This is a genomic window from Streptomyces smyrnaeus (assembly GCF_017676345.1).
GTDB classification, from domain to species: domain Bacteria; phylum Actinomycetota; class Actinomycetes; order Streptomycetales; family Streptomycetaceae; genus Streptomyces; species Streptomyces smyrnaeus.
This window is the reverse complement of sequence record NZ_JAFFZM010000003.1, coordinates 365,056-382,665: the sequence shown is the minus strand read 5'-3', so window position 1 is coordinate 382,665 and position 17,610 is coordinate 365,056. Positions and strand designations below refer to the sequence as shown.

Below are 17,610 nucleotides of genomic sequence, written 5' to 3'. Positions count from 1 at the left end.
TGCGCCCCTGGGGGTACCGCCCGGCCGGAGGCTGGGGGAGCACCCGCAGACCGCGAACTACGCCAAGGGGCACCCCCTCCCCGTCACCGCACGACACGGCCCCGCAACACCACATGGCTCGGAGCCTCGAGCACGCGCACATCCGCCCGTGGGTCGGTCTCGTAAAGAACGAAATCCGCGGGGGCACCCTCGGCCAAACCGGGGCGCCCGAGCCAATCCCGGGCGCCCCACGTCGCGGCGGACAGAGCATCCCGCACCGGTATGCCCGCCTTGACCAGTTCGCCGACCTCCTGGCCGACGAGCCCGTGCGCCAGGGACCCGCCCGCGTCGGTGCCGGTGAAGACGGGGATGCCCGCCTCCCAGGCGGCGCGCACGGTGTCGTAGCGGCGGGCGTGCAGCTCGCGCATGTGGGAGGCCCAGCGGGGGAACTTCCCCTCGCCGCCCGCCGCGAGGGTCGGGAAGGTGGCGATGTTGACCAGGGTGGGCACGATGGCGACGCCGCGCTCGGCGAGCAGCGGGATGGTCTCCTCCGTCAGCCCGGTGGCGTGCTCGATGCAGTCGATGCCGGACTCCACCAGATCCGGCAGCGAGTCCTCGGCGAAGCAGTGCGCGGTCACCCGGGCACCCTCCTCATGGGCCGCCGCGATGGCCTCCTCGACGGCCCAGCGCGGCCAGCAGGAGCTCAGGTCGCCCTTGTCGCGGTCGATCCAGTCGCCGACGAGCTTGACCCAGCCGTCGCCTCGGCGCGCCTCGCGGCGCACGTACGCCGCCAGGTCGCCGGGCTCGATCTCGTGTGCGTAGTTGCGGATGTAGCGGCGCGTACGGGCGATGTGGCGGCCTGCGCGGATGATGCGGGGCAGGTCGTCCCTCTCGTCGATCCAGCGGGTGTCGGAGGGCGACCCGGCGTCGCGCAGCAGCAGCGCGCCCGCCTCCCGGTCGGTGAGCGCCTGCTTCTCGCTGGTCGAGTCGTCCACGGGGCCGTGCGCGTCCAGTCCGACGTGGCAGTGCGCGTCCACCAGGCCCGGCAGCACCCAGCCGGTCAGCTCGGTGGGCTCGCCGCCGCCCCGGACCGGCCGCTCATAGGTGACGCGCCCGTCCACCACCCACAGTTCGTCCCGTACGTCCTCGGGCCCGACCAGCACCCGCCCCTTGATATGCAGACTCGCGCACTCGCTCATGCCCGCACTGTACGAGTGCGTCACAGGGCGGCGTCCAGAGAGCGTTCCCGGCCCGGCGCAGGGCGCGGACGGCCGCCGGGTGAACGCCGGTGGGCACGAAAGCGAAGAAAGAGATCGGCGAAAACGCAGACACGCCGTAAGCTCCGGCTTTACGATGCAATCCAGGGAGCTTTTCGGGTGTAGTCGCCCGTATTCTTCTGCCCGCTTTCCGCCAGCTCAAACGCTAAGATTTCGTTAGCTTCGTCGCAGCTTCGCCGCGCTAATCCCCGGTGGTTCTCAAGGACGTTATCGGACTGTGACGCACTCAACAAGTCGACTGCTATACACGGACATATCCGCTTAAGCAGGGGCCGAGCGCGACGGTCCAGCGCGCCCGCCCGCCCGCGCGCGATAACACAGAGGCCCCCTTCCACGTAACCCCTTTCCCCCGTGCAGTTTCAGATTCTGCTGGGTAAATTGAATTCGCATGACCGCCGCACAAGCAGACCATGCACGTGCCCATAGAGACTTTCTCGAAATGCCGGAGGGACTGAAGCTCGACACACCCCGTGTGGACGACGGAGCCGCGATCTGGCGCATCGCCCGCGACTCGAAGACCCTCGATCTGAACTCCTCGTACAGCTACCTGCTGTGGTGCCGCGACTTCGCCGCGACCTCGGTGGTCGCCCGGGACGGCGCGGGCGAGCCGGTCGGTTTCATCACCGGCTACATCCGTCCGCAGCAGCCGGGCACCCTCCTCGTCTGGCAGGTCGCCGTGGACGAGGCGGCCCGGGGCCGCGGGCTCGCGGCGGCGATGCTGGACGGGCTGACGCTCCGCGTCGCCGAGGAGCACGGCATCGACACCGTCGAGACCACGGTCACCCCGGACAACACCCCCTCCAACCGGCTGTTCACCTCCTACGCGCAGCGCCACTCGGCCGCGGTCGCCAAGGACGTGCTGTTCGACGCCGCCCTCTTCCCCGAGGACGGCCACCTGCCGGAAGTGCTGTACCGGATCGGTCCGGTCGTGTTTCCCGGCGCATCGAAGCGCTGACGTATACGGCCGCACACCCGCGGGTAGGCACCGTCGCCGACCGCCCATCCGCCCATAACCAGACTTTTCTTCCCCACGCGACTCACTCCAGGAGCAAGCTGTGACCATCACCCAGCCGGACCTCAGCGTCTTCGAAACCGTGGAGTCGGAGGTGCGCAGCTACTGCCGTGGCTGGCCGACCATCTTCGACCGGGCGCAGGGCGCGCACATGTACGACGAGGACGGCCACACCTACCTCGACTTCTTCGCCGGAGCGGGCACCCTCAACTACGGCCACAACAACCCGGTGCTCAAACGGGCCCTCCTGGACTACCTGGAGCGCGACGGCGTCGTGCACGGACTCGACATGTCCACCAGCGCCAAGCGCGCGTTCCTGGAGACGTTCCAGGAGCTGGTCCTCAAGCCGCGCGGGATGAACCACAAGGTGATGTTCCCGGGGCCGACCGGCACCAACGCGGTGGAGGCGGCGCTGAAGCTGGCCCGCAAGGTCAAGGGCCGCGAGTCGATCGTCTCGTTCACCAACGCCTTCCACGGCATGTCGCTGGGCTCGCTCGCGGTCACCGGTAACGCCTTCAAGCGCGCCGGCGCCGGCATCCCGCTGGTGCACGGCACCCCGATGCCGTTCGACGACTACCTCAACGGCACCACCGAGGACTTCGTCTGGTTCGAGCGGCTGCTGGAGGACCAGGGCTCCGGGCTCAACAAGCCCGCGGCCGTCATCGTCGAGACGGTGCAGGGCGAGGGCGGCATCAACGTCGCCCGCGCCGAGTGGCTGCGTGCCCTGTCCGACCTGTGCGAGCGGCACGACATGCTGCTGATCGTCGACGACATCCAGATGGGCTGCGGCCGCACCGGCGCCTTCTTCTCCTTCGAGGAGGCGGGCATCAAGCCGGACATCATCACGCTGTCGAAGTCGATCGGCGGCTACGGGATGCCGCTGGCGCTCACCCTGTTCAAGCCGGAGCTGGACATCTGGGAGCCGGGCGAGCACAACGGCACCTTCCGCGGCAACAACCCGGCCTTCGTCACCGCCACCGCGGCCCTGCAGACCTACTGGGCCGACGGCCAGATGGAGAAGCAGACCCTCTCCCGCGGCGAGCAGGTCGAGGCCCAGCTCAAGGCCATCGCCGAGGAGCACTCCGAGGACGTCGCCGACCACCGCGGCCGCGGCCTGGTGTGGGGCCTGGAGTTCCACAACAAGAGCCGTGCCAACGCCGTGGCCAAGCGCGCCTTCGAGCTGGGGCTGCTCATCGAGACCTCCGGTCCGCAGAGCGAGGTCGTCAAACTCCTGCCCTCGCTGACCATCTCCCCCGAGGAGTTGGACGAGGGGCTGCGGATCCTGGCGCGGGCTGTCCGCGAGACCGCCTGACCCACAAGACGTGGCCCGTCCCGGCTGTCTCAGCCGGGACGGGCCACTTCCGTAATGGATACCTGTGGAAGCGGTTTAGTCCGAAATGGACAACAAAAGGCCTCTTCCATAGGTGACACAGAGAAAGGCACCATCAGACCGTGATCGTTCGTTCCTTCAAGGACATCGAGAACACCGACCGACACGTCAAGGCGGCGTCGGGCACCTGGGAGAGCAAGCGCATCGTTCTCGCGAAGGAGAAGGTGGGCTTCTCCCTGCACGAAACGGTTCTCTACGCGGGCACCGAGACGTCGATGTGGTACGCCAACCACATCGAGGCCGTGCTCTGCGTCGAGGGCGAGGCGGAACTGACCAACGACGAGACCGGCGAGAAGCACTGGATCTCCCCCGGCACGATGTACCTGCTCGACGGGCACGAGAAGCACACGATGCGCCCGAAGACCGACTTCCGCTGCGTGTGCGTCTTCAACCCGCCGGTCACCGGCCGGGAGGACCACGACGAGAACGGCGTCTACCCGCTGCTCACCGAGCCTGACGACGACTGACCCGAGGGCTGAGCGGCGACGCGCCGCAGCACCGTCGCGCCGAAGCGTCGACGTGCTGACACGCTGAGGCACAGCCATGCCACGCTGAGGCACAGCCCCGCCGTGATTGGGGGACCGTTCGCCGGTCCACTTCGGCCGTCTCGGCCGTTTCGCCAAGTGAACAGGGCCGTACGAGAGGAGAGGAAGGCACTTCCATGACCACCGCACCCGAGCGCACCGCCGACCTGTACCCGACTCGCGGGACCACCGAGGTGGCCATCCCGCGGATGGACCCCGTCGTGTGGTCCGAACCGGGTACGCCGGGGCCCATCGAGGCCGCGGACCTGGCGGGCTTCGAGCGGGACGGGTTCCTCGCCATCGACCAGCTCATCGGACCCGACGAGGTCGATGTGCTGCGCGCGGAACTGGAACGGCTCACCTCGGATCCGGAGATGCGTGCGGACGAACGCTCGATCGTCGAGCCGAAGTCGCAGGAGATCCGGTCCGTGTTCGAGGTGCACAAGATCAGCGAGGTCTTCGCACAGCTGGTGCGGGACCCGCGCGTCGTGGGCAGGGCACGGCAGATCCTGGGCTCGGACGTCTACGTCCACCAGTCCCGGATCAACGTCAAGCCGGGCTTCGGCGCCACAGGGTTCTACTGGCACTCCGATTTCGAGACCTGGCACGCGGAGGACGGTCTGCCCCGGATGCGGACCGTGTCGGTCTCGATCGCGCTGACGGAGAACTACGACACCAACGGCGGCTTGATGATCATGCCGGGGTCGCACAAGACCTTCCTCGGCTGCGCGGGCGAGACGCCGAAGGACAACTACAAGAAGTCGCTGCAGATGCAGGACGCGGGGACGCCGACCGACGAGTCCCTGACCAAGTTCGCCGAAGCACATGGCATCAAGCTGTTCACCGGCAAGCCCGGCTCGGCGACCTGGTTCGACTGCAACTGCATGCATGGAAGCGGTGACAACATCACTCCGTACCCGCGGAGCAACGTGTTCATCGTCTTCAACAGCGTCGAGAACGAGGCGGTGGAACCCTTCGCCGCGCCGATCCGCCGCCCCGAGTTCATCGGGGCGCGGGACTTCACGCCCGTGAAGTGACCCGGCCGGTGTCCCACTGAGGCGGGGGCGGAGCCGTACGCGGCTCCGCCCCCGTGCCGCGCGCTCAGCCCGCGAGCAGATCGAGCAGCCGGTCCACGTCCGCCTCGGTGTTGTGGACGTGGAAGCCCGCGCGCAGATTGCCGTTGCGCTCCGAGACCGACACCCCGGCGTCGGCGAGCCGGTCCACGGCGTGCCCGAGTCCGGGCACCGCGACGATGGCCGAGTCCCCCGGCACCGGCTCGTGTCCGCCGCCGAGCTGCGCGACTCCCTTGCGGAAGCGGTCGGCCAGCGCCCGGTCGTGCGCCCCGATCGCCTCCGGCCCGCCCAACTCCTCGATCAGCGCGAGCGAGCGCACAGCACCCAGATACGGCAGGAAGGGCACCGACTCCGCGTACGCGCGCGCGTCCGGTGCGAGCCGCGCGATGGGCCCGTAGCAGTCCTCCCAGGGCGAGGCCCCCGCCACCCACCCCGCATGCAGCGGCAGCACCGCCCGCGCCTGTTGGGCCTGGGCGGAGACGACCAGGAACGAGGCGCCGCGCGGACACAGCAGCCACTTGTAGGCGCCGCACACCACGTAGTCGTAGTCGTCGGCGCTGAACGGCAGCCAGCCGGCCGCCTGCGTCACATCCAGCAGTACACGCGCGCCGGCGGCGCGGGCCGCCGACCGGACGGCGGGCAGGTCGGCGATGCGCCCGTCCGCCGACTGCACTGCGCTGAGGGCCACCAGCGTGGTGGAGGGCTCCACCGCCTCCGGGAGGTCGGCGAGGGGCACGGTGCGCAGGGTGATGTCGTCGCGCACCGTGAACGGGTTGACGACGGAGCTGAACTCGTCCCGCGGTGCGAGGACTTCGGCCCCGGACGGGAGGGAAGCGGCGATCATCCCGGTGTGCGTGGACACCGCGCTGCCGGCCGCCACCCGGTCGGGGGTCGTACCGGCGATCCGCGCGAAGGCGGCGCGGGCCTCGTCCACCTTCGTGTAGTAGGCCGCCTGGTCGATGCGGCCCGCGGACATGGCGGCGGCGGCCTCGCTGACCGCCGCTACCGCGCGGGCGGGGAGCAGGCCGTGGGAGGGGGTGTTGAAGTAGGTGATCTCGGGGTCGAACTCGGCGGCAAGCAGGCGTTGGTCCATCCACCCAGTGTCGGGGGGCGGGTCTTCCCGGTCCACCGCATTGTGCGCGTCCCCCGCCCTCCCCGCCCCCGGCGCCGAAGCGGTGAGGGCGGGGGCGGGGGGGGCGGCGGTGTCTTCGCGCCGGGCTCCGTCACTCCCGGGTGCCGTCGACCCTTCGCGGCAGGCCCAGGGGGTTGTCGTCCCGCAGTTCGGGCGGAAGCAGGGCCGCAGGGGTGTCCTGGAAGGCCACCGGCCGCAGCCAGCGCTCGATCGCGGTGGCCCCCACGGAGGTCGAGGTCGAGGTGGTGGCCGGGTACGGCCCCCCGTGGTGCTGGGCCGGAGCGACGGCGACCCCGGTGGGCCAGCCGTTCACCAGCACCCGGCCCGCGAGCGCGGTGAGCCGCTCCACCAACGAGGCGGCGCCCTCCGCACCGGCCGCCTCTGCGGAGCCGAGGTGCACCGTGGCGGTGAGGCTGCCGGGCACCCGCCCCAGCACGGTGTCGATCTCGGCGTCGTCCGCGTAGCGGACGACCACGGTCACCGGACCGAAGCACTCCTCCAGCAGCAGCTCGTGCTCCTCGCCCAGCGCACCGGCGGCGACGGTGAACAGGCCGGGCCGCACGGTCCGCTCGTCGTCGCCGGCCCCGGCGACGACCGGCGCCTCGACCTGCTCGAGTGCCGACCGTTCGGCCACGCCCGCCAAGAACGCCTCCCGCATCCGGTCGTCGAGCAGATGCCCGGGGGCCGTGGCACGCAGGGTGTCGGACAGCTTGTCCAGCATCCGGTCGCCGTCGCCGCCCTCGGGCACGAAGACCAGACCGGGCTTCACACAGAACTGGCCGGTGCCCAGGGTCATGGAGGCGCCGAGGCCCTCCCCGATCTGCTCGGCGCGCTCGGTGACGGCCTCCTGGGTGATCACCACCGGGTTGAGGGAGCCGAGTTCACCGTGGAAGGGGATGGGCCGGGGCCGGGCGGCGGCCGCGTCGAAGAGGGCACGGCCGCCCTTGACCGAGCCGGTGAAGCCCGCGGCCGACACCAGCGGGTGCCGCACCAGTTCGACCCCCGCCTCGAACCCGTGCACGACGGAGACGACGTCTTCGGGCAGCCCCGAGTCGGCGGCAGCGGCCCGCAGCGCCGCCCCGCACAGTGCGGAGGTGGCGGGGTGGTCGGGGTGGGCCTTGACCACGACGGGGCAGCCGGCGGCGAGTGCGCTGGCGGTGTCGCCGCCGGGGACGGAGAAGGCCAGCGGGAAGTTGGAGGCGGCGTAGACGGCGACGACGCCGATCGGCAGCTTGTAGCGGCGCAGATCGGGGCGGGGCGGGGTGAGGTCGGGCGCGGCGTGATCGATGATGACATCGAGGTAGCCGCCCTCCTCGACCTCGTCGGCGAAGGCCCGCAACTGCCCTGTCGTACGCGCGAGTTCGCCGGTCAGCCGGGGCTCGCCCAGGGCGCTCTCGGCGTCCGCCGTCGCGACGATGCGCTCGCCGTCGGCTTCGAGGCGCTTGGCGGCGGCGCGCAGGAAGGCCGCGCGGACCGTGCGGTCGGCGAGCGCGGGGAGCGCCTCGTGCGCGGCCCGTACGGCGGCGTCCACGTCGGCCGCCGTGGCCTCGTCGGCGACCCGTTCCCGCTGCTTTCCGGTTCGGGGGTCGACGCTCCACACTGGTACTGCTGCTGCCACCGGAGTCCTCCTGGTCCTGCGGAACCGATCTCCTACAGGCGTCGCACACAGCCTTCTTGGCCCTGCGAAGCCGTCTTGTTCGGTATGCTGAACAATATCCCTGTAGGTGAATTCCTACGGGACTGTAGGTCTGCGCGAACAGAGGGGTCAAGGTCGATGTCGGGTACCGAGACGGGGGGTTCGCAGGTCAAATCGGCCGTGCGGACGGTGGAACTGCTCGAATTCTTCGCGGGGCGGCCCGGGATGCACACCCTCGCCGCCGTGCAGGAGGCGGTCGGATATCCCAAGTCGAGCCTCTACATGCTGTTGCGCACGCTGGTCGACCTCGGCTGGGTGGAGACGGACGCCACCGGGACCCGGTACGGGATCGGGGTGCGGGCGCTGCTGGTGGGGACCTCGTACATCGACGGCGACGAGGTGGTGGCCGCCGCCAAGCCCACCTTGGACCGGCTCTCGGACGACACCACGGAGACCATCCACCTGGCACGGCTGGACGGCACCAATGTCGTCTACCTCGCGACCCGCCAGTCCCAGCACTATCTGCGCCCCTTCACCCGCGTCGGCCGACGCCTGCCCGCGCACTCGACGTCGCTGGGCAAAGCCCTGCTGGCGACGTACCCGGACGAACAGGTGCGCAAGATGCTGCCGGAGTCCCTGGCACAGCTGACCGAGCACACCCTCACCGACCGGGAGCAGCTGGTCGAGGAGCTGCAGCTGGTGCGCGAGCAGGGCTACGCCGTGGACCGCGAGGAGAACACGCTGGGGCTGCGCTGCTTCGGCGTCGCCATCCCCTACCGGACCCCGGCCCGGGACGCCATCAGCTGCTCGGTGCCGGTGGCCCGGCTGACACCCGCGCACGAGCAGATGATCAAGGACGCGCTGTTCGACGCCAGGGACCGGCTGATGCACGCCACCCGCACGCTCTGACACGTCGCGGCCCCGGGCAGGACGCCCGGCTGCGCGCGTCCGGCCCTGCCCGGCGGCGACGCTTCTCCACCCTGCGGGCGGTCGCGTCCGCCGCGCGGCCGAGGCGGTTCGTCGTACGGCAGGACGTGCCGCTCCGGCCGACCGGGGAGCGTGGTGGCCATGGAGAGAGCCAAGAGCATCATCGCCGCCCTCGCGGTGGCCGCCTGCCTGCCGTATCTGGTCCTGAAGCTCGTCTGGCTGACGGGCGGGCGCCTCGGCATCCCCGAGGGCAGCCGACTCCTCGACAGCGGCGCCACGATGTGGATTCTCAACGCGCTGACCGTCGCCATGGACGGCACCGTCATCGTGCTCGTCCTCGCTCTCACCCGCCCCTGGGGCCGGCGCCTCCCCGCAGCGGTGCTCGCACTGCCCCTGTGGATCGCCTGCGGACTGCTCGGCCCGATCGCGGTGGCCTTCCCCCTGCAGACGCTGTACGGAGCGCTGAGCGGCAGCACCGGCGGCGGTAGCGGCGGGGACGGTGGAGCCGACAAGCTACTGGAAGGCTGGGTGTGGACGCTCGTCTACACCGGTTTCACCGTCCAAGCGCTCACTTTGAGCTCGCTGTTCGTGCTCTACGTACGCAACCGCTGGGGCGCGCTGCTGCGCTCCCCGCTCCACCTGGGCGGGACCGAGCCGGACAGCACGCCCCGGTGGCATCGGTACGGCTTCGCCGCCGCGGTGCTCGTGGCGCTCCCCTGCGTCGCGGGACACGCCGTGCGGATGGCCGACGCCACCACCGACAGCCGCATCACTGATGCGACGTTCCTGCTGTACCTCTTCGCCGCCCTCGCAGCAGTCGCGAAGCTGCTGCGTACGGGCGGAGCCGAGCGCCGCACCAAGGCCCGGCTGTGGCCGACGCTGGCCGCCGCCTGGACCGGCTCCGGTGTGCTGGCGTGCTGGGGCGGCTGGCTGCTGCTCGGGGCGCTGACGGGTGGCGGCCGGACACTGGGCCAGGAGACGACCGGCGCCGCACTGCTGACCTACTCTTGCCAGACGCTCGTCGGACTGCTGCTCGCGACACTGGCCGCGCCGCGGCTGCGCCACCGGGCACAGCTGCCGACGCCCCGCCCGGTCTCCGGTGCGACAGCGCGGCAGCACGCCTGAGAGCACGTTCGAACATCGGGGCGCGTACACACATCGGGGGGGGACGGCGTGACGGTACGGCCGCCGGGGAGGGGCAGGGTGCGGACCCTGGCACTGCGCTGGGTGCATCTGCTGCAGGGCGGTGCGCTGCTGATGCCGTTCTATCTGCTGGTGAGCGTGGGAATCAGCATCGTGCGGCCCGGCGCGGTCCGGCTGCTCGACTCGGGGTTCGGTCCCCAGTTCCTGGCCTTCGCGCTCTGCCTGCCGCTGGTCGCGCTGGCCGGGCTGCTCCCCGTCGTACGGGCGCTGGAGTCCGCGGCGGCGCGCACGCTGTGCGAACTCCCCGGCGGCACGCTCGCACTGGGACCGGCCGGCTCGTGGGCGGCCCGACGCCGCTCGGCGGTCTGGTTCCCGCTCCACATCGGCCTCGGCGGGCTGGTGAGCGGCGCTTCGCTGGCCATCCCGCCGGCGGCCGTCGTCCTGCTGGCCTTCCCGTTCGTACCGGCCCTGCGCAGCAAACAGTGGGCCTGGCCGTGGGACCACGAAGGCGGCGCGCTGTGGACGGCCCCCGTGGCCGGTGTCGCGCTGCTGGTGGCCCTGATCGCGGCCGTGCATGTGTCCGGCACCCTGCTGGCGCGCTGTGCGCCCGTACTGCTGGGGCCGACGCCCGCGGACCGGCTCGCCGCCGCCGAGCGCCGGGCCGCCGATCTGGCGGCCCGCAACCGGCTGGCGCGCGAGCTGCACGACTCGGTCGGGCACGCGCTCAGCGCGGTGTCGCTCCAGGCGGGCGCCGCGCGCCGGGTACTGGCCGACGACCCGCGGTTCGTGCGGGAGGCGCTGGCCGCGATCGAGGAGACCAGCCGGGGCGCCGTGGCGGAACTGGACGCGGTCCTGGGGGTGCTCCGGGCCGGGGAGAGCACACCGGCGGCGGGCCCCGGCCTGGCGGCCGGGCTGGAGACGCTGGTCGCCCACTCACGCGCCACCGGAACCGACATCCGTCTCCGGGTCGACGACGCGCTGGGCCCTCTGGCGCTGCTGGACGCCCAGGTGTCGGCCGAGTCCTACCGCCTGGTGCAGGAGGGGCTCAGCAACGCGCTGCGGCACGCGCCGGGCGCGGCTGTGGACGTCCGGCTGGAGCGGCAGCGCTCCCCTCAGGGCGAGCTGCTGGCGGTCACCGTGGAGAACGCGGCGAGCGGCAGGGGCCGGTCGCGCCCCTCGGGCGGTCGGGGGCTGGCCGGGATCGCCGAACGCGCCGCGCTGCTGGGCGGCACCGCGCGGGCGGGCAACGAGGACGGGGTGTGGCGGCTGACGGCCCGCCTGCCGCTGTCGCCCGCCGACGGCCGGCAGCAGCGCCCGGAAGTGCAAGGTACAGGGCAGGAGAGCATGAGACAGGAGAGCGCTCCATGACGGCGGCACCTTTGCGGGTCCTTCTCGCGGACGACGAGCACATGGTCCGTACGGCGCTACGGGCGATCCTGGCGAGCGAGCCGGGGATCGAACTCGCGGGCGAGGCGGCCGACGGCGACGAGGCGGTCTCCGCGGTGCGCGAGCTGCGCCCGGACGTGGTGCTGATGGACGTCCGTATGCCGCGTGTCGACGGCATCCGTGCCACGGAGCACCTGGTGCGGAGCATGGGTGAGGACGCGCCGCGCATCCTGATCCTGACCACCTTCGAGAACGACAGTTACGTCTACGACGCACTGCGGGCCGGTGCCCACGGCTTTCTGCTCAAGCGTGCGACGGCCGAGGACCTGGTGGCGGGGGTCCGGCTGGTGGCGCGCGGTGAGTCACTGCTGTTCCCCGCCGCCGTGCGCAACCTGGCCGCCCACCACTCCAGGGGCCGCCGCGCCGAGGCGCTCACCGCACGGCTCACCGACCGTGAGGCGGCGGTCCTGCGGCTGATGGCCCAGGGGCTGACCAACGCGGAGATCGCCGCGCAGCTCACCGTCAGCACGGCGACGGCCAAGACGCACGTCGCCGGGGTGCTGGCCAAGCTGGGGGCCCGGGACCGCACCCAGGCGGTCATCCTGGCGTACGAGCACGGTGTGGTCGCCCCGGGCTGACGGCAATGTGAGATGAGAATGTCCTGAGAAGTCCGCTCAGCAGGAACCCGTGCCGCCTTCGACCACGTTCTCCCACGGGATGAACAGGACGATCAGGCGTGCGGGCACCGTGACGCTGCTGCTGGTGATGGCGCTGCTGCTGCGGCTCACCTGGCTGCAGATGATGCACGGTGAAGCCCTCGCGGACAGCGACAAGAACCGACGCAACACCATCGAGCAGTACGCGCAGCCGTTCGGGGACATCTATGTGGGCGGCGAGCCGGTCACCGGCTCGAAGCGGGCCGAGGACGGCGGCGACCTGCGCTACAAGCGCACCTACACCGACGGTCCGCTCTACGCGCCCGTCACCGGCTACGCCTCCCAGGTGCGCGGCGCGACCCAGTTGGAGGGCATCTACCAGGACGTGCTCAACGGCACCGACGACCGCCTGAAGGACCCGCTGCAGATACTGACCGGCGAGCAGGCGGAGCCGGGCAACGTCCTGACCACCATCGACCCGGACGTACAGCGCACCGGGTACCGGGCGCTGGGCGACAAGAAGGGCGCCGCGGTGGCCATCGACCCGGACAGCGGCGAGATCCTCGGCGCCGTCAGCACCCCCTCCTTCGACCCGTCGAGGATCAGCGGCAGCGGCTCGGACGACACGGCGGCCTGGGAGCAGCTGACCGAGCGCAGCGGCAACGGCAAGCACGACGACCGGCCGATGCTCAACCGCGCGCTGCGCCACGCCGTACCGCCGGGCTCGACGTTCAAACTGGTGGTGGCCGCGGCGGCACTGGAGAACGACCTGTACTCCTCCGTGGACGAACCGACCGACAGCCCCGATCCGTACACCCTCAAGGGCACCTCCACGGTGCTGGAGAACGAGAACAGGTCGGCGCCCTGCGAGGACGCCTCGCTGCGGACGGCGCTGCGTTACTCCTGCAACAACGTCTTCGCCAAGCTGGCGACCGATCTGGGAGCCGGGAAGCTGCGCGAGCAGGCCGAGAAGTTCGGCTTCAACGACGAGAAGCAGGACGTACCCGTCCGCGCCGCCAAGAGCAACTTCCCCACCGAGATGGACGAGGCGCAGACCGGACTGTCCGGCATCGGGCAGTTCGAGGTCACCGCGACCCCGCTGCAGATGGCGATGGTCTCGCAGGCCATCGCGCACAACGGCGAGCTGGTCGACCCGCACATGGTCTCCCGGGTGCAGGACGGCAACGGTCACACGCTCCAGTCGTACGAGGACCCGGACTCGCACCGGGTGATGAGCGAGCGCACCGCCCAGCAGCTGCGGTCGGCGATGGGCACGGTGGTGGACAAGGGCACCGGCAGCAACGCGCAGATCGACGGCCTCACGGTGGGCGGCAAGACCGGCACGGCCCAGCACGGTGTCGACAACAGCGGTATGCCGTACGCCTGGTTCACCTCCTGGGCCGAGACCGACTCCGGCGAGAAGGTCGCGGTCGCGGTCGTGGTGGAGGACTCGGACGCGGCCCGTGCCGAGGTCAGCGGCAACGGTCTGGCGGCCCCCATCGCCAAGAAGATGATGACGGCTGCACTCCGGTGAGCGGCGTCACGGCTGCCGTGCGAGCCCGGCGGTGACCGCTGCGAGGTCCTGGTCCGAGGCGAGCCCGGCGTGGTAGAGCCGCAACTCGGTCGCGCCGAGTGCCTGCGCGTGCGCGGCGTCGTCGGCGAGCGTGTGCGGGCTGCCGCCCATGCCGGAGACGACGGTGAGGTTGGCGGCGAGCGTCACGCCGGGCCCGCCGTGCGCGGCGAACGGCCCGAGCGCGTCGCCGCGTGCGCCGCGCCCCTCGGGTCCGCCGGGGCAGGGGACGACGACCCCGTCGGCGTGGCCGAGCACATCGGCGGGGCGGGTGCCCGCGTTGGCGCCCGCCCGGTGCGGGGCCGGGTCGGCGTGCAGCAGTACCCGGAACGGGTCGGGCGCGGCCTGCTGCCGTACCGCCGCGACCGCCTCGTGCTGGAGACGGCCGGCGGCCGCCTCCCGCCACTGCGCCACCAGGGCCGCCGTCCGGGCGCCGAGCAGTTCCTCGACGGCCGCCCACTCCCCCGCCCTGCCGCTCCCACGGTCCGGCGGCGCGGTGCGCTCACCCCGCCACACCGGCTCCAGGGCGCGCACCACCTCGGCCCGCAGCCGCTCCGGGTCGCCACCCAGTGCGGCGTAGCCCTCCTCGCACACGTCGCAGAAGCACAGTGACATCAGCGCGGTCGCGGCGCCGTCCAGCGGCACGCCGCCGATCTTGTCGTGGGCGTGCAGATGGGCGAACCCGTACCAGCCGCAGGACTCCAGTTCGGTACCGCGCGTCCCGGTGCCCGGGCGTACGGCCGCCTCGGCGGCCAGCGCGACAGCGTAGGCCCGCACCTCGGGACGCGCGATGCAGGGCGCCCACGGGTAGCGGTCGCCGTAGGCGTTGCGGACGCTGGTGTGCGGAAACTCCTCGCCCAGCCGGGAGTTGTGGGCGAGCACCACCCAGGAGTGCACCTCCAGCCCCGCCTCGGTCAGCGCGCGTGCCGCCTCGGCGTACGGGCCGCCCGGATCGTCGCTGTCGACCCAGTCCTGCGGGTGGGGGTGCGGGGCGCCGGGTGGCCAGCGAGCGGGGTCGGGCGGGTAGAGGACGGCCGAGTGCCGCGCCGTGACGATGCGGTGGCGGGGGTGGCGCGGGGTGAGGGCGCGCGTCGAGTGGTAGGCGGCCGCCAGGGTGACCTGCTGGATGCCCAGCGCCGCGAGGCGCTCGGGGGCTGCCGGGTCACCGATCACGTCCCAGGGGTAGACGAACGCGCCGGCCCGCATCAGCCCGCCCCTCCCCCGGACTGCGTCCGCGCGGTGCCGCCGGGCATCGAACCGGCCAGCTCCAGGCCCCGCTCCAGCAGCGCGCCCAACTCCTTGACGTGCGCGGGCGGCGGGTCGGACAGCGGGGGGCGCACCCCGCCCACGTCCAGGCCGCGCAACCGCACTCCTGCCTTGACGAGCGAGACGGCGTATCCGCGGCCCTGGTTGCGCAGTTCGACGAACGGCACGTAGAAGCCGTCGAGCAGCGTCCGCACCGCCGCCTCGTCCTCCGCGGCGAGCGCCCGGTGGAAGGCGAGGGCGATCTCGGGCGCGAAGCAGAAGACGGCCGACGAGTAGAGGGCGACACCCAGCCCCCGGTAGGCGAGTCCGGTCAGCTCGGCGGTGGGCAGCCCGTTGAAGTACCGGAAGTCCTCGTCGAGGCCCGCACCGCGAACGGCGGTGATGATGCGCTGCAGCACGTCCGGGTCGCCGAGGCCGTCCTTGAAACCGATGATGCGCGGGTGGCGGGCGAGACGTACAACGGCGTCGGGGGTGAAGAGGGCGTTGTCGCGCTGGTAGACGACGGTGGGCAGCGCGGTGGCGTCCGCCAGCTCGGTGTAGTGCCTCACGAGCCCGTCCTGGTCGGCCACCACGAGATACGGCGGCATCGCCAGCAGCCCGTCGGCACCCGCGGCCTCGGCCCGGCGGGCGAACTCCCGGGCGAGCGCGGGCCCGTAGCCCGCACCGGCCACCACCGGCACCCGGCCGTCGGCCTCCGCCACGGCCGCGGTGACGCACGCACTGAACTCCTCCGGCGCCAGCGCGTGGAACTCGCCCGTGCCGCAGCACACGAAGACTGCCCCCGCCCCGGCCGCCACGCCGCGCCGCACATGTGCGCGGAAGACGTCGAGATCGAGGGAGCCGTCGGGGGCGAAGGCCGTCACGGGGAAGAAGAGCAGCCCGTCGAGCCGCTCGGCGAGCGCAGGCCCCGGCGCCGGGGTACCAGGAGTCGGAGAGGGCGGGGGCGGGGGCGAGGACGGGGACGAGGGCATACGGCGCTCCTTGTGGCCTGGACGGGCGGGCGGGAGAGCCCTCCAGCCGTGCACTCTTCTGATAACTGTCTACATTCCTGAACGACGGTCACGCTAAGGCAACAGCGCGCCACCGGTCAAGGCCGAAATCCCGTATGCCGGCCCCGACTTCGCCGCGTGGAACAGACGGGGACCCGCCACGTACGGCTCTCTTGACGGACGTGTGGGCACTTCATAGCGTCTCCCCATATATGAACCGCGTCCATGAATGAAGACCTCGCGACGAGATCCCGGGGTCCGTGGAGAGACCGGATGGAGACCGCCACCATGCCCGAGAGCCCCACAGCCCGGTCCGCGCCCCGCACCGTCCTGCTCACCGGTGCCGCCGGGGGCCTCGGCACCCTGATGCGCGAACTGCTGCCCTCCTACGGCTACCGGCTGCGGCTGCTGGACATGCGCCCCGTCGAGGGCGAGCCCGACTCGCTCGTACTGGATCTGAGCACCGCGGACAGCGAAGCGCTGCGCGCCGCCGTACGGGGCGTGGACGCGATCATCCATCTGGCGGGGATCTCACTGGAGTCCACGTTCGAGAAGATCCTCGCCGCCAACATCCAGGGCACTTACGCGCTCTACGAGGCGGCACGCGCCGAGGGCGTACGCCGCGTCGTCTTCGCCTCCTCCAACCACGCGGTCGGCTTCACCCCGGTCCCCGGAATCGGCACCGGAGCGGCGGACGGCGGCGGCGCCCTGATCCCCGTGCACACCCCGCGCCGCCCCGACACCTTCTACGGCCTGTCCAAGTCCTTCGGCGAGGACCTCGCACAGCTCTACTGGGATCTGCACGGCATCGAGACCGTCTCCGTGCGCATCGGCTCCTGCTTCCCCGAACCGACCTCCGTACGGATGCTCTCGATCTGGCTGAGCCCTGCCGACGGCGCCCGCCTCCTCCACGCGGCGCTCACCGCCGAGGACGTCGGCCACACCGTCGTCTACGGCTCCTCCGCCAACACCCGGCTGTGGTGGGACCTGACCTCCGCCCGCGCCCTGGGCTACGAGCCGCGCGACGACTCGGAGCCGTTCGCGGCGAAACTCGTCGCCGAGCACGGGGAGTTGGACCCCACCGACCCCGACCAGGCACATCTGGGCGGCCATTTCTGCACCCGTCCGCCCCGATGGCCACACTGAGGGGAAGCTGAAGGGGGTGCTCGCGAAGCGGGACCCGGCAGGCATCATGGGGCCGCAACCGATCAGCCACGGGGAGGCCCCACCCATGCTCGCCACACCGCTCGCCCACCTCGCTCCGCTCACCCTGCTCGCCGACTCGGACGACACGGGCTCCGACCCGCTCTCCGACCTGGCGCGTTCCGGCGTGCTGAGCTGGATCGTCCTCGGCCTGGTCGCGGGCACGGTGGCCAAGATCCTGCTGCCCGGCCGCGACCCGGGCGGCCTCGTGGGCACCGTACTGATCGGCATTGCCGGAGCCTTCATCGGCGGCTGGCTGTCCGCCACCTTCCTGGACCGCCCGATAGCCAACAATGTCGTCGACCCCGCCCTGTGGGTCGCCGCCATCGCCGGCTCCCTCGTCCTGCTGATCGTCTACCGCCTGCTCTTCGGCCACTCCCGCGACCGCCGCTAGGCCGTCCCGTCCGGATCGCGGGTGGGCCTCGGCTGCCGAGTGTCTCTCCCCCT

The 17,610-nt window shown here is 71.7% G+C and carries 16 protein-coding genes; 11 read left to right on the top strand and 5 right to left on the bottom strand.

Annotated elements, in window-relative coordinates; all coding sequences use genetic code 11:
• Window positions 1-83: 83 nt before the first annotated feature.
• Window positions 84-1,178 carry an amidohydrolase family protein gene (locus JW613_RS07795; RefSeq protein ID WP_209209940.1) on the bottom strand — a complete coding sequence of 365 codons (1,095 nt, stop codon included), beginning with the start codon at window positions 1,176-1,178 and terminating at the stop codon, window positions 84-86.
• Window positions 1,179-1,695: 517 nt separating this feature from the next.
• On the opposite strand from JW613_RS07795, the gene ectA reads away from it, so the two are divergent.
• The 4 genes from ectA (at window position 1,696) to thpD (ending at window position 5,219) form a co-directional block, all read left to right on the top strand.
• Complete coding sequence (ectA, locus tag JW613_RS07790) at window positions 1,696-2,211, top strand: diaminobutyrate acetyltransferase (RefSeq protein ID WP_209209939.1); 516 nt, start codon at window positions 1,696-1,698, stop codon at window positions 2,209-2,211.
• A gap of 100 nt (window positions 2,212-2,311) precedes the next feature.
• A complete protein-coding gene (gene ectB, locus JW613_RS07785; RefSeq protein WP_209209938.1) occupies window positions 2,312-3,580 on the top strand; it encodes a diaminobutyrate--2-oxoglutarate transaminase in 1,269 nt (422 codons plus the stop codon).
• 140 nt (window positions 3,581-3,720) lie between these two features.
• A complete protein-coding gene (locus JW613_RS07780) occupies window positions 3,721-4,125 on the top strand; it encodes an ectoine synthase (protein ID WP_099879403.1) in 405 nt (134 codons plus the stop codon).
• Between the two features lie 194 nt (window positions 4,126-4,319).
• Window positions 4,320-5,219, top strand: a complete 900-nt coding sequence (gene thpD, locus JW613_RS07775) for an ectoine hydroxylase (protein ID WP_209209937.1) — start codon at window positions 4,320-4,322, stop codon at window positions 5,217-5,219.
• 64 nt (window positions 5,220-5,283) lie between these two features.
• Here the strand turns inward: thpD and JW613_RS07770 are convergent, their stop codons facing one another.
• A complete protein-coding gene (locus JW613_RS07770) occupies window positions 5,284-6,348 on the bottom strand; it encodes an aminotransferase class V-fold PLP-dependent enzyme (protein WP_209209936.1) in 1,065 nt (354 codons plus the stop codon).
• 130 nt (window positions 6,349-6,478) lie between these two features.
• Window positions 6,479-8,005: an aldehyde dehydrogenase (NADP(+)) gene (locus JW613_RS07765; RefSeq protein ID WP_307865827.1), complete on the bottom strand. Its 1,527-nt coding sequence runs from the start codon at window positions 8,003-8,005 to the stop codon at window positions 6,479-6,481.
• Between the two features lie 156 nt (window positions 8,006-8,161).
• Between JW613_RS07765 and JW613_RS07760 the strand changes: the two genes are divergently transcribed.
• The 5 genes from JW613_RS07760 (at window position 8,162) to JW613_RS07740 (ending at window position 13,669) form a co-directional block, all read left to right on the top strand.
• A complete protein-coding gene (locus JW613_RS07760) occupies window positions 8,162-8,932 on the top strand; it encodes an IclR family transcriptional regulator (protein WP_209209935.1) in 771 nt (256 codons plus the stop codon).
• Window positions 8,933-9,091: 159 nt separating this feature from the next.
• Window positions 9,092-10,075, top strand: a complete 984-nt coding sequence (locus JW613_RS07755; protein WP_209209934.1) for a hypothetical protein — start codon at window positions 9,092-9,094, stop codon at window positions 10,073-10,075.
• A 132-nt stretch (window positions 10,076-10,207) separates the two neighbouring features.
• Window positions 10,208-11,461: a sensor histidine kinase gene (locus JW613_RS07750; RefSeq protein WP_209210015.1), complete on the top strand. Its 1,254-nt coding sequence runs from the start codon at window positions 10,208-10,210 to the stop codon at window positions 11,459-11,461.
• The gene (locus tag JW613_RS07745) at window positions 11,458-12,117 is read left to right on the top strand and encodes a response regulator transcription factor (protein WP_209209933.1); all 660 of its coding nucleotides are present in this window, start codon (window positions 11,458-11,460) and stop codon (window positions 12,115-12,117) included. The genes JW613_RS07750 and JW613_RS07745 overlap by 4 nt, the downstream gene beginning before the upstream one ends.
• 79 nt (window positions 12,118-12,196) lie before the next feature.
• Window positions 12,197-13,669 (top strand): penicillin-binding transpeptidase domain-containing protein, encoded by a 1,473-nt coding sequence (locus JW613_RS07740; RefSeq protein ID WP_209209932.1) that lies wholly within the window; start codon window positions 12,197-12,199, stop codon window positions 13,667-13,669.
• 6 nt (window positions 13,670-13,675) lie between these two features.
• Here the strand turns inward: JW613_RS07740 and JW613_RS07735 are convergent, their stop codons facing one another.
• Window positions 13,676-14,911 carry a hypothetical protein gene (locus JW613_RS07735; RefSeq protein ID WP_209209931.1) on the bottom strand — a complete coding sequence of 412 codons (1,236 nt, stop codon included), beginning with the start codon at window positions 14,909-14,911 and terminating at the stop codon, window positions 13,676-13,678.
• Entirely contained in the window at window positions 14,911-15,942 is a 1,032-nt protein-coding gene (locus JW613_RS07730; RefSeq protein WP_209209930.1) for a 5-dehydro-4-deoxyglucarate dehydratase, read from the bottom strand. The genes JW613_RS07735 and JW613_RS07730 overlap by 1 nt, the downstream gene beginning before the upstream one ends.
• A 291-nt stretch (window positions 15,943-16,233) precedes the next feature.
• On the opposite strand from JW613_RS07730, the gene JW613_RS07725 reads away from it, so the two are divergent.
• Window positions 16,234-17,106 (top strand): NAD-dependent epimerase/dehydratase family protein, encoded by an 873-nt coding sequence (locus JW613_RS07725; RefSeq protein WP_372447921.1) that lies wholly within the window; start codon window positions 16,234-16,236, stop codon window positions 17,104-17,106.
• Between the two features lie 169 nt (window positions 17,107-17,275).
• Window positions 17,276-17,557 carry a GlsB/YeaQ/YmgE family stress response membrane protein gene (locus JW613_RS07720; RefSeq protein ID WP_245225218.1) on the top strand — a complete coding sequence of 94 codons (282 nt, stop codon included), beginning with the start codon at window positions 17,276-17,278 and terminating at the stop codon, window positions 17,555-17,557.
• The last annotated feature ends 53 nt before the right edge of the window (window positions 17,558-17,610 follow it).

What these genes read in the sequence shown, in the direction of transcription:
- JW613_RS07740 (WP_209209932.1), top strand. Translation starts at nt 12,197, where the DNA reads ATGAACAGGACGATCAGGCGTGCGGGCACCGTGACGCTGCTGCTGGTG.
- JW613_RS07730 (WP_209209930.1), bottom strand. Translation starts at nt 15,942, where the DNA reads ATGCCCTCGTCCCCGTCCTCGCCCCCGCCCCCGCCCTCTCCGACTCCT.
- JW613_RS07760 (WP_209209935.1), top strand. Translation starts at nt 8,162, where the DNA reads ATGTCGGGTACCGAGACGGGGGGTTCGCAGGTCAAATCGGCCGTGCGG.
- JW613_RS07725 (WP_372447921.1), top strand. Translation starts at nt 16,234, where the DNA reads ATGGAGACCGCCACCATGCCCGAGAGCCCCACAGCCCGGTCCGCGCCC.
- JW613_RS07770 (WP_209209936.1), bottom strand. Translation starts at nt 6,348, where the DNA reads ATGGACCAACGCCTGCTTGCCGCCGAGTTCGACCCCGAGATCACCTAC.
- JW613_RS07755 (WP_209209934.1), top strand. Translation starts at nt 9,092, where the DNA reads ATGGAGAGAGCCAAGAGCATCATCGCCGCCCTCGCGGTGGCCGCCTGC.
- ectA (WP_209209939.1), top strand. Translation starts at nt 1,696, where the DNA reads ATGCCGGAGGGACTGAAGCTCGACACACCCCGTGTGGACGACGGAGCC.
- JW613_RS07745 (WP_209209933.1), top strand. Translation starts at nt 11,458, where the DNA reads ATGACGGCGGCACCTTTGCGGGTCCTTCTCGCGGACGACGAGCACATG.
- JW613_RS07750 (WP_209210015.1), top strand. Translation starts at nt 10,208, where the DNA reads ATGCCGTTCTATCTGCTGGTGAGCGTGGGAATCAGCATCGTGCGGCCC.
- thpD (WP_209209937.1), top strand. Translation starts at nt 4,320, where the DNA reads ATGACCACCGCACCCGAGCGCACCGCCGACCTGTACCCGACTCGCGGG.
- JW613_RS07735 (WP_209209931.1), bottom strand. Translation starts at nt 14,911, where the DNA reads ATGCGGGCCGGCGCGTTCGTCTACCCCTGGGACGTGATCGGTGACCCG.
- JW613_RS07795 (WP_209209940.1), bottom strand. Translation starts at nt 1,178, where the DNA reads ATGAGCGAGTGCGCGAGTCTGCATATCAAGGGGCGGGTGCTGGTCGGG.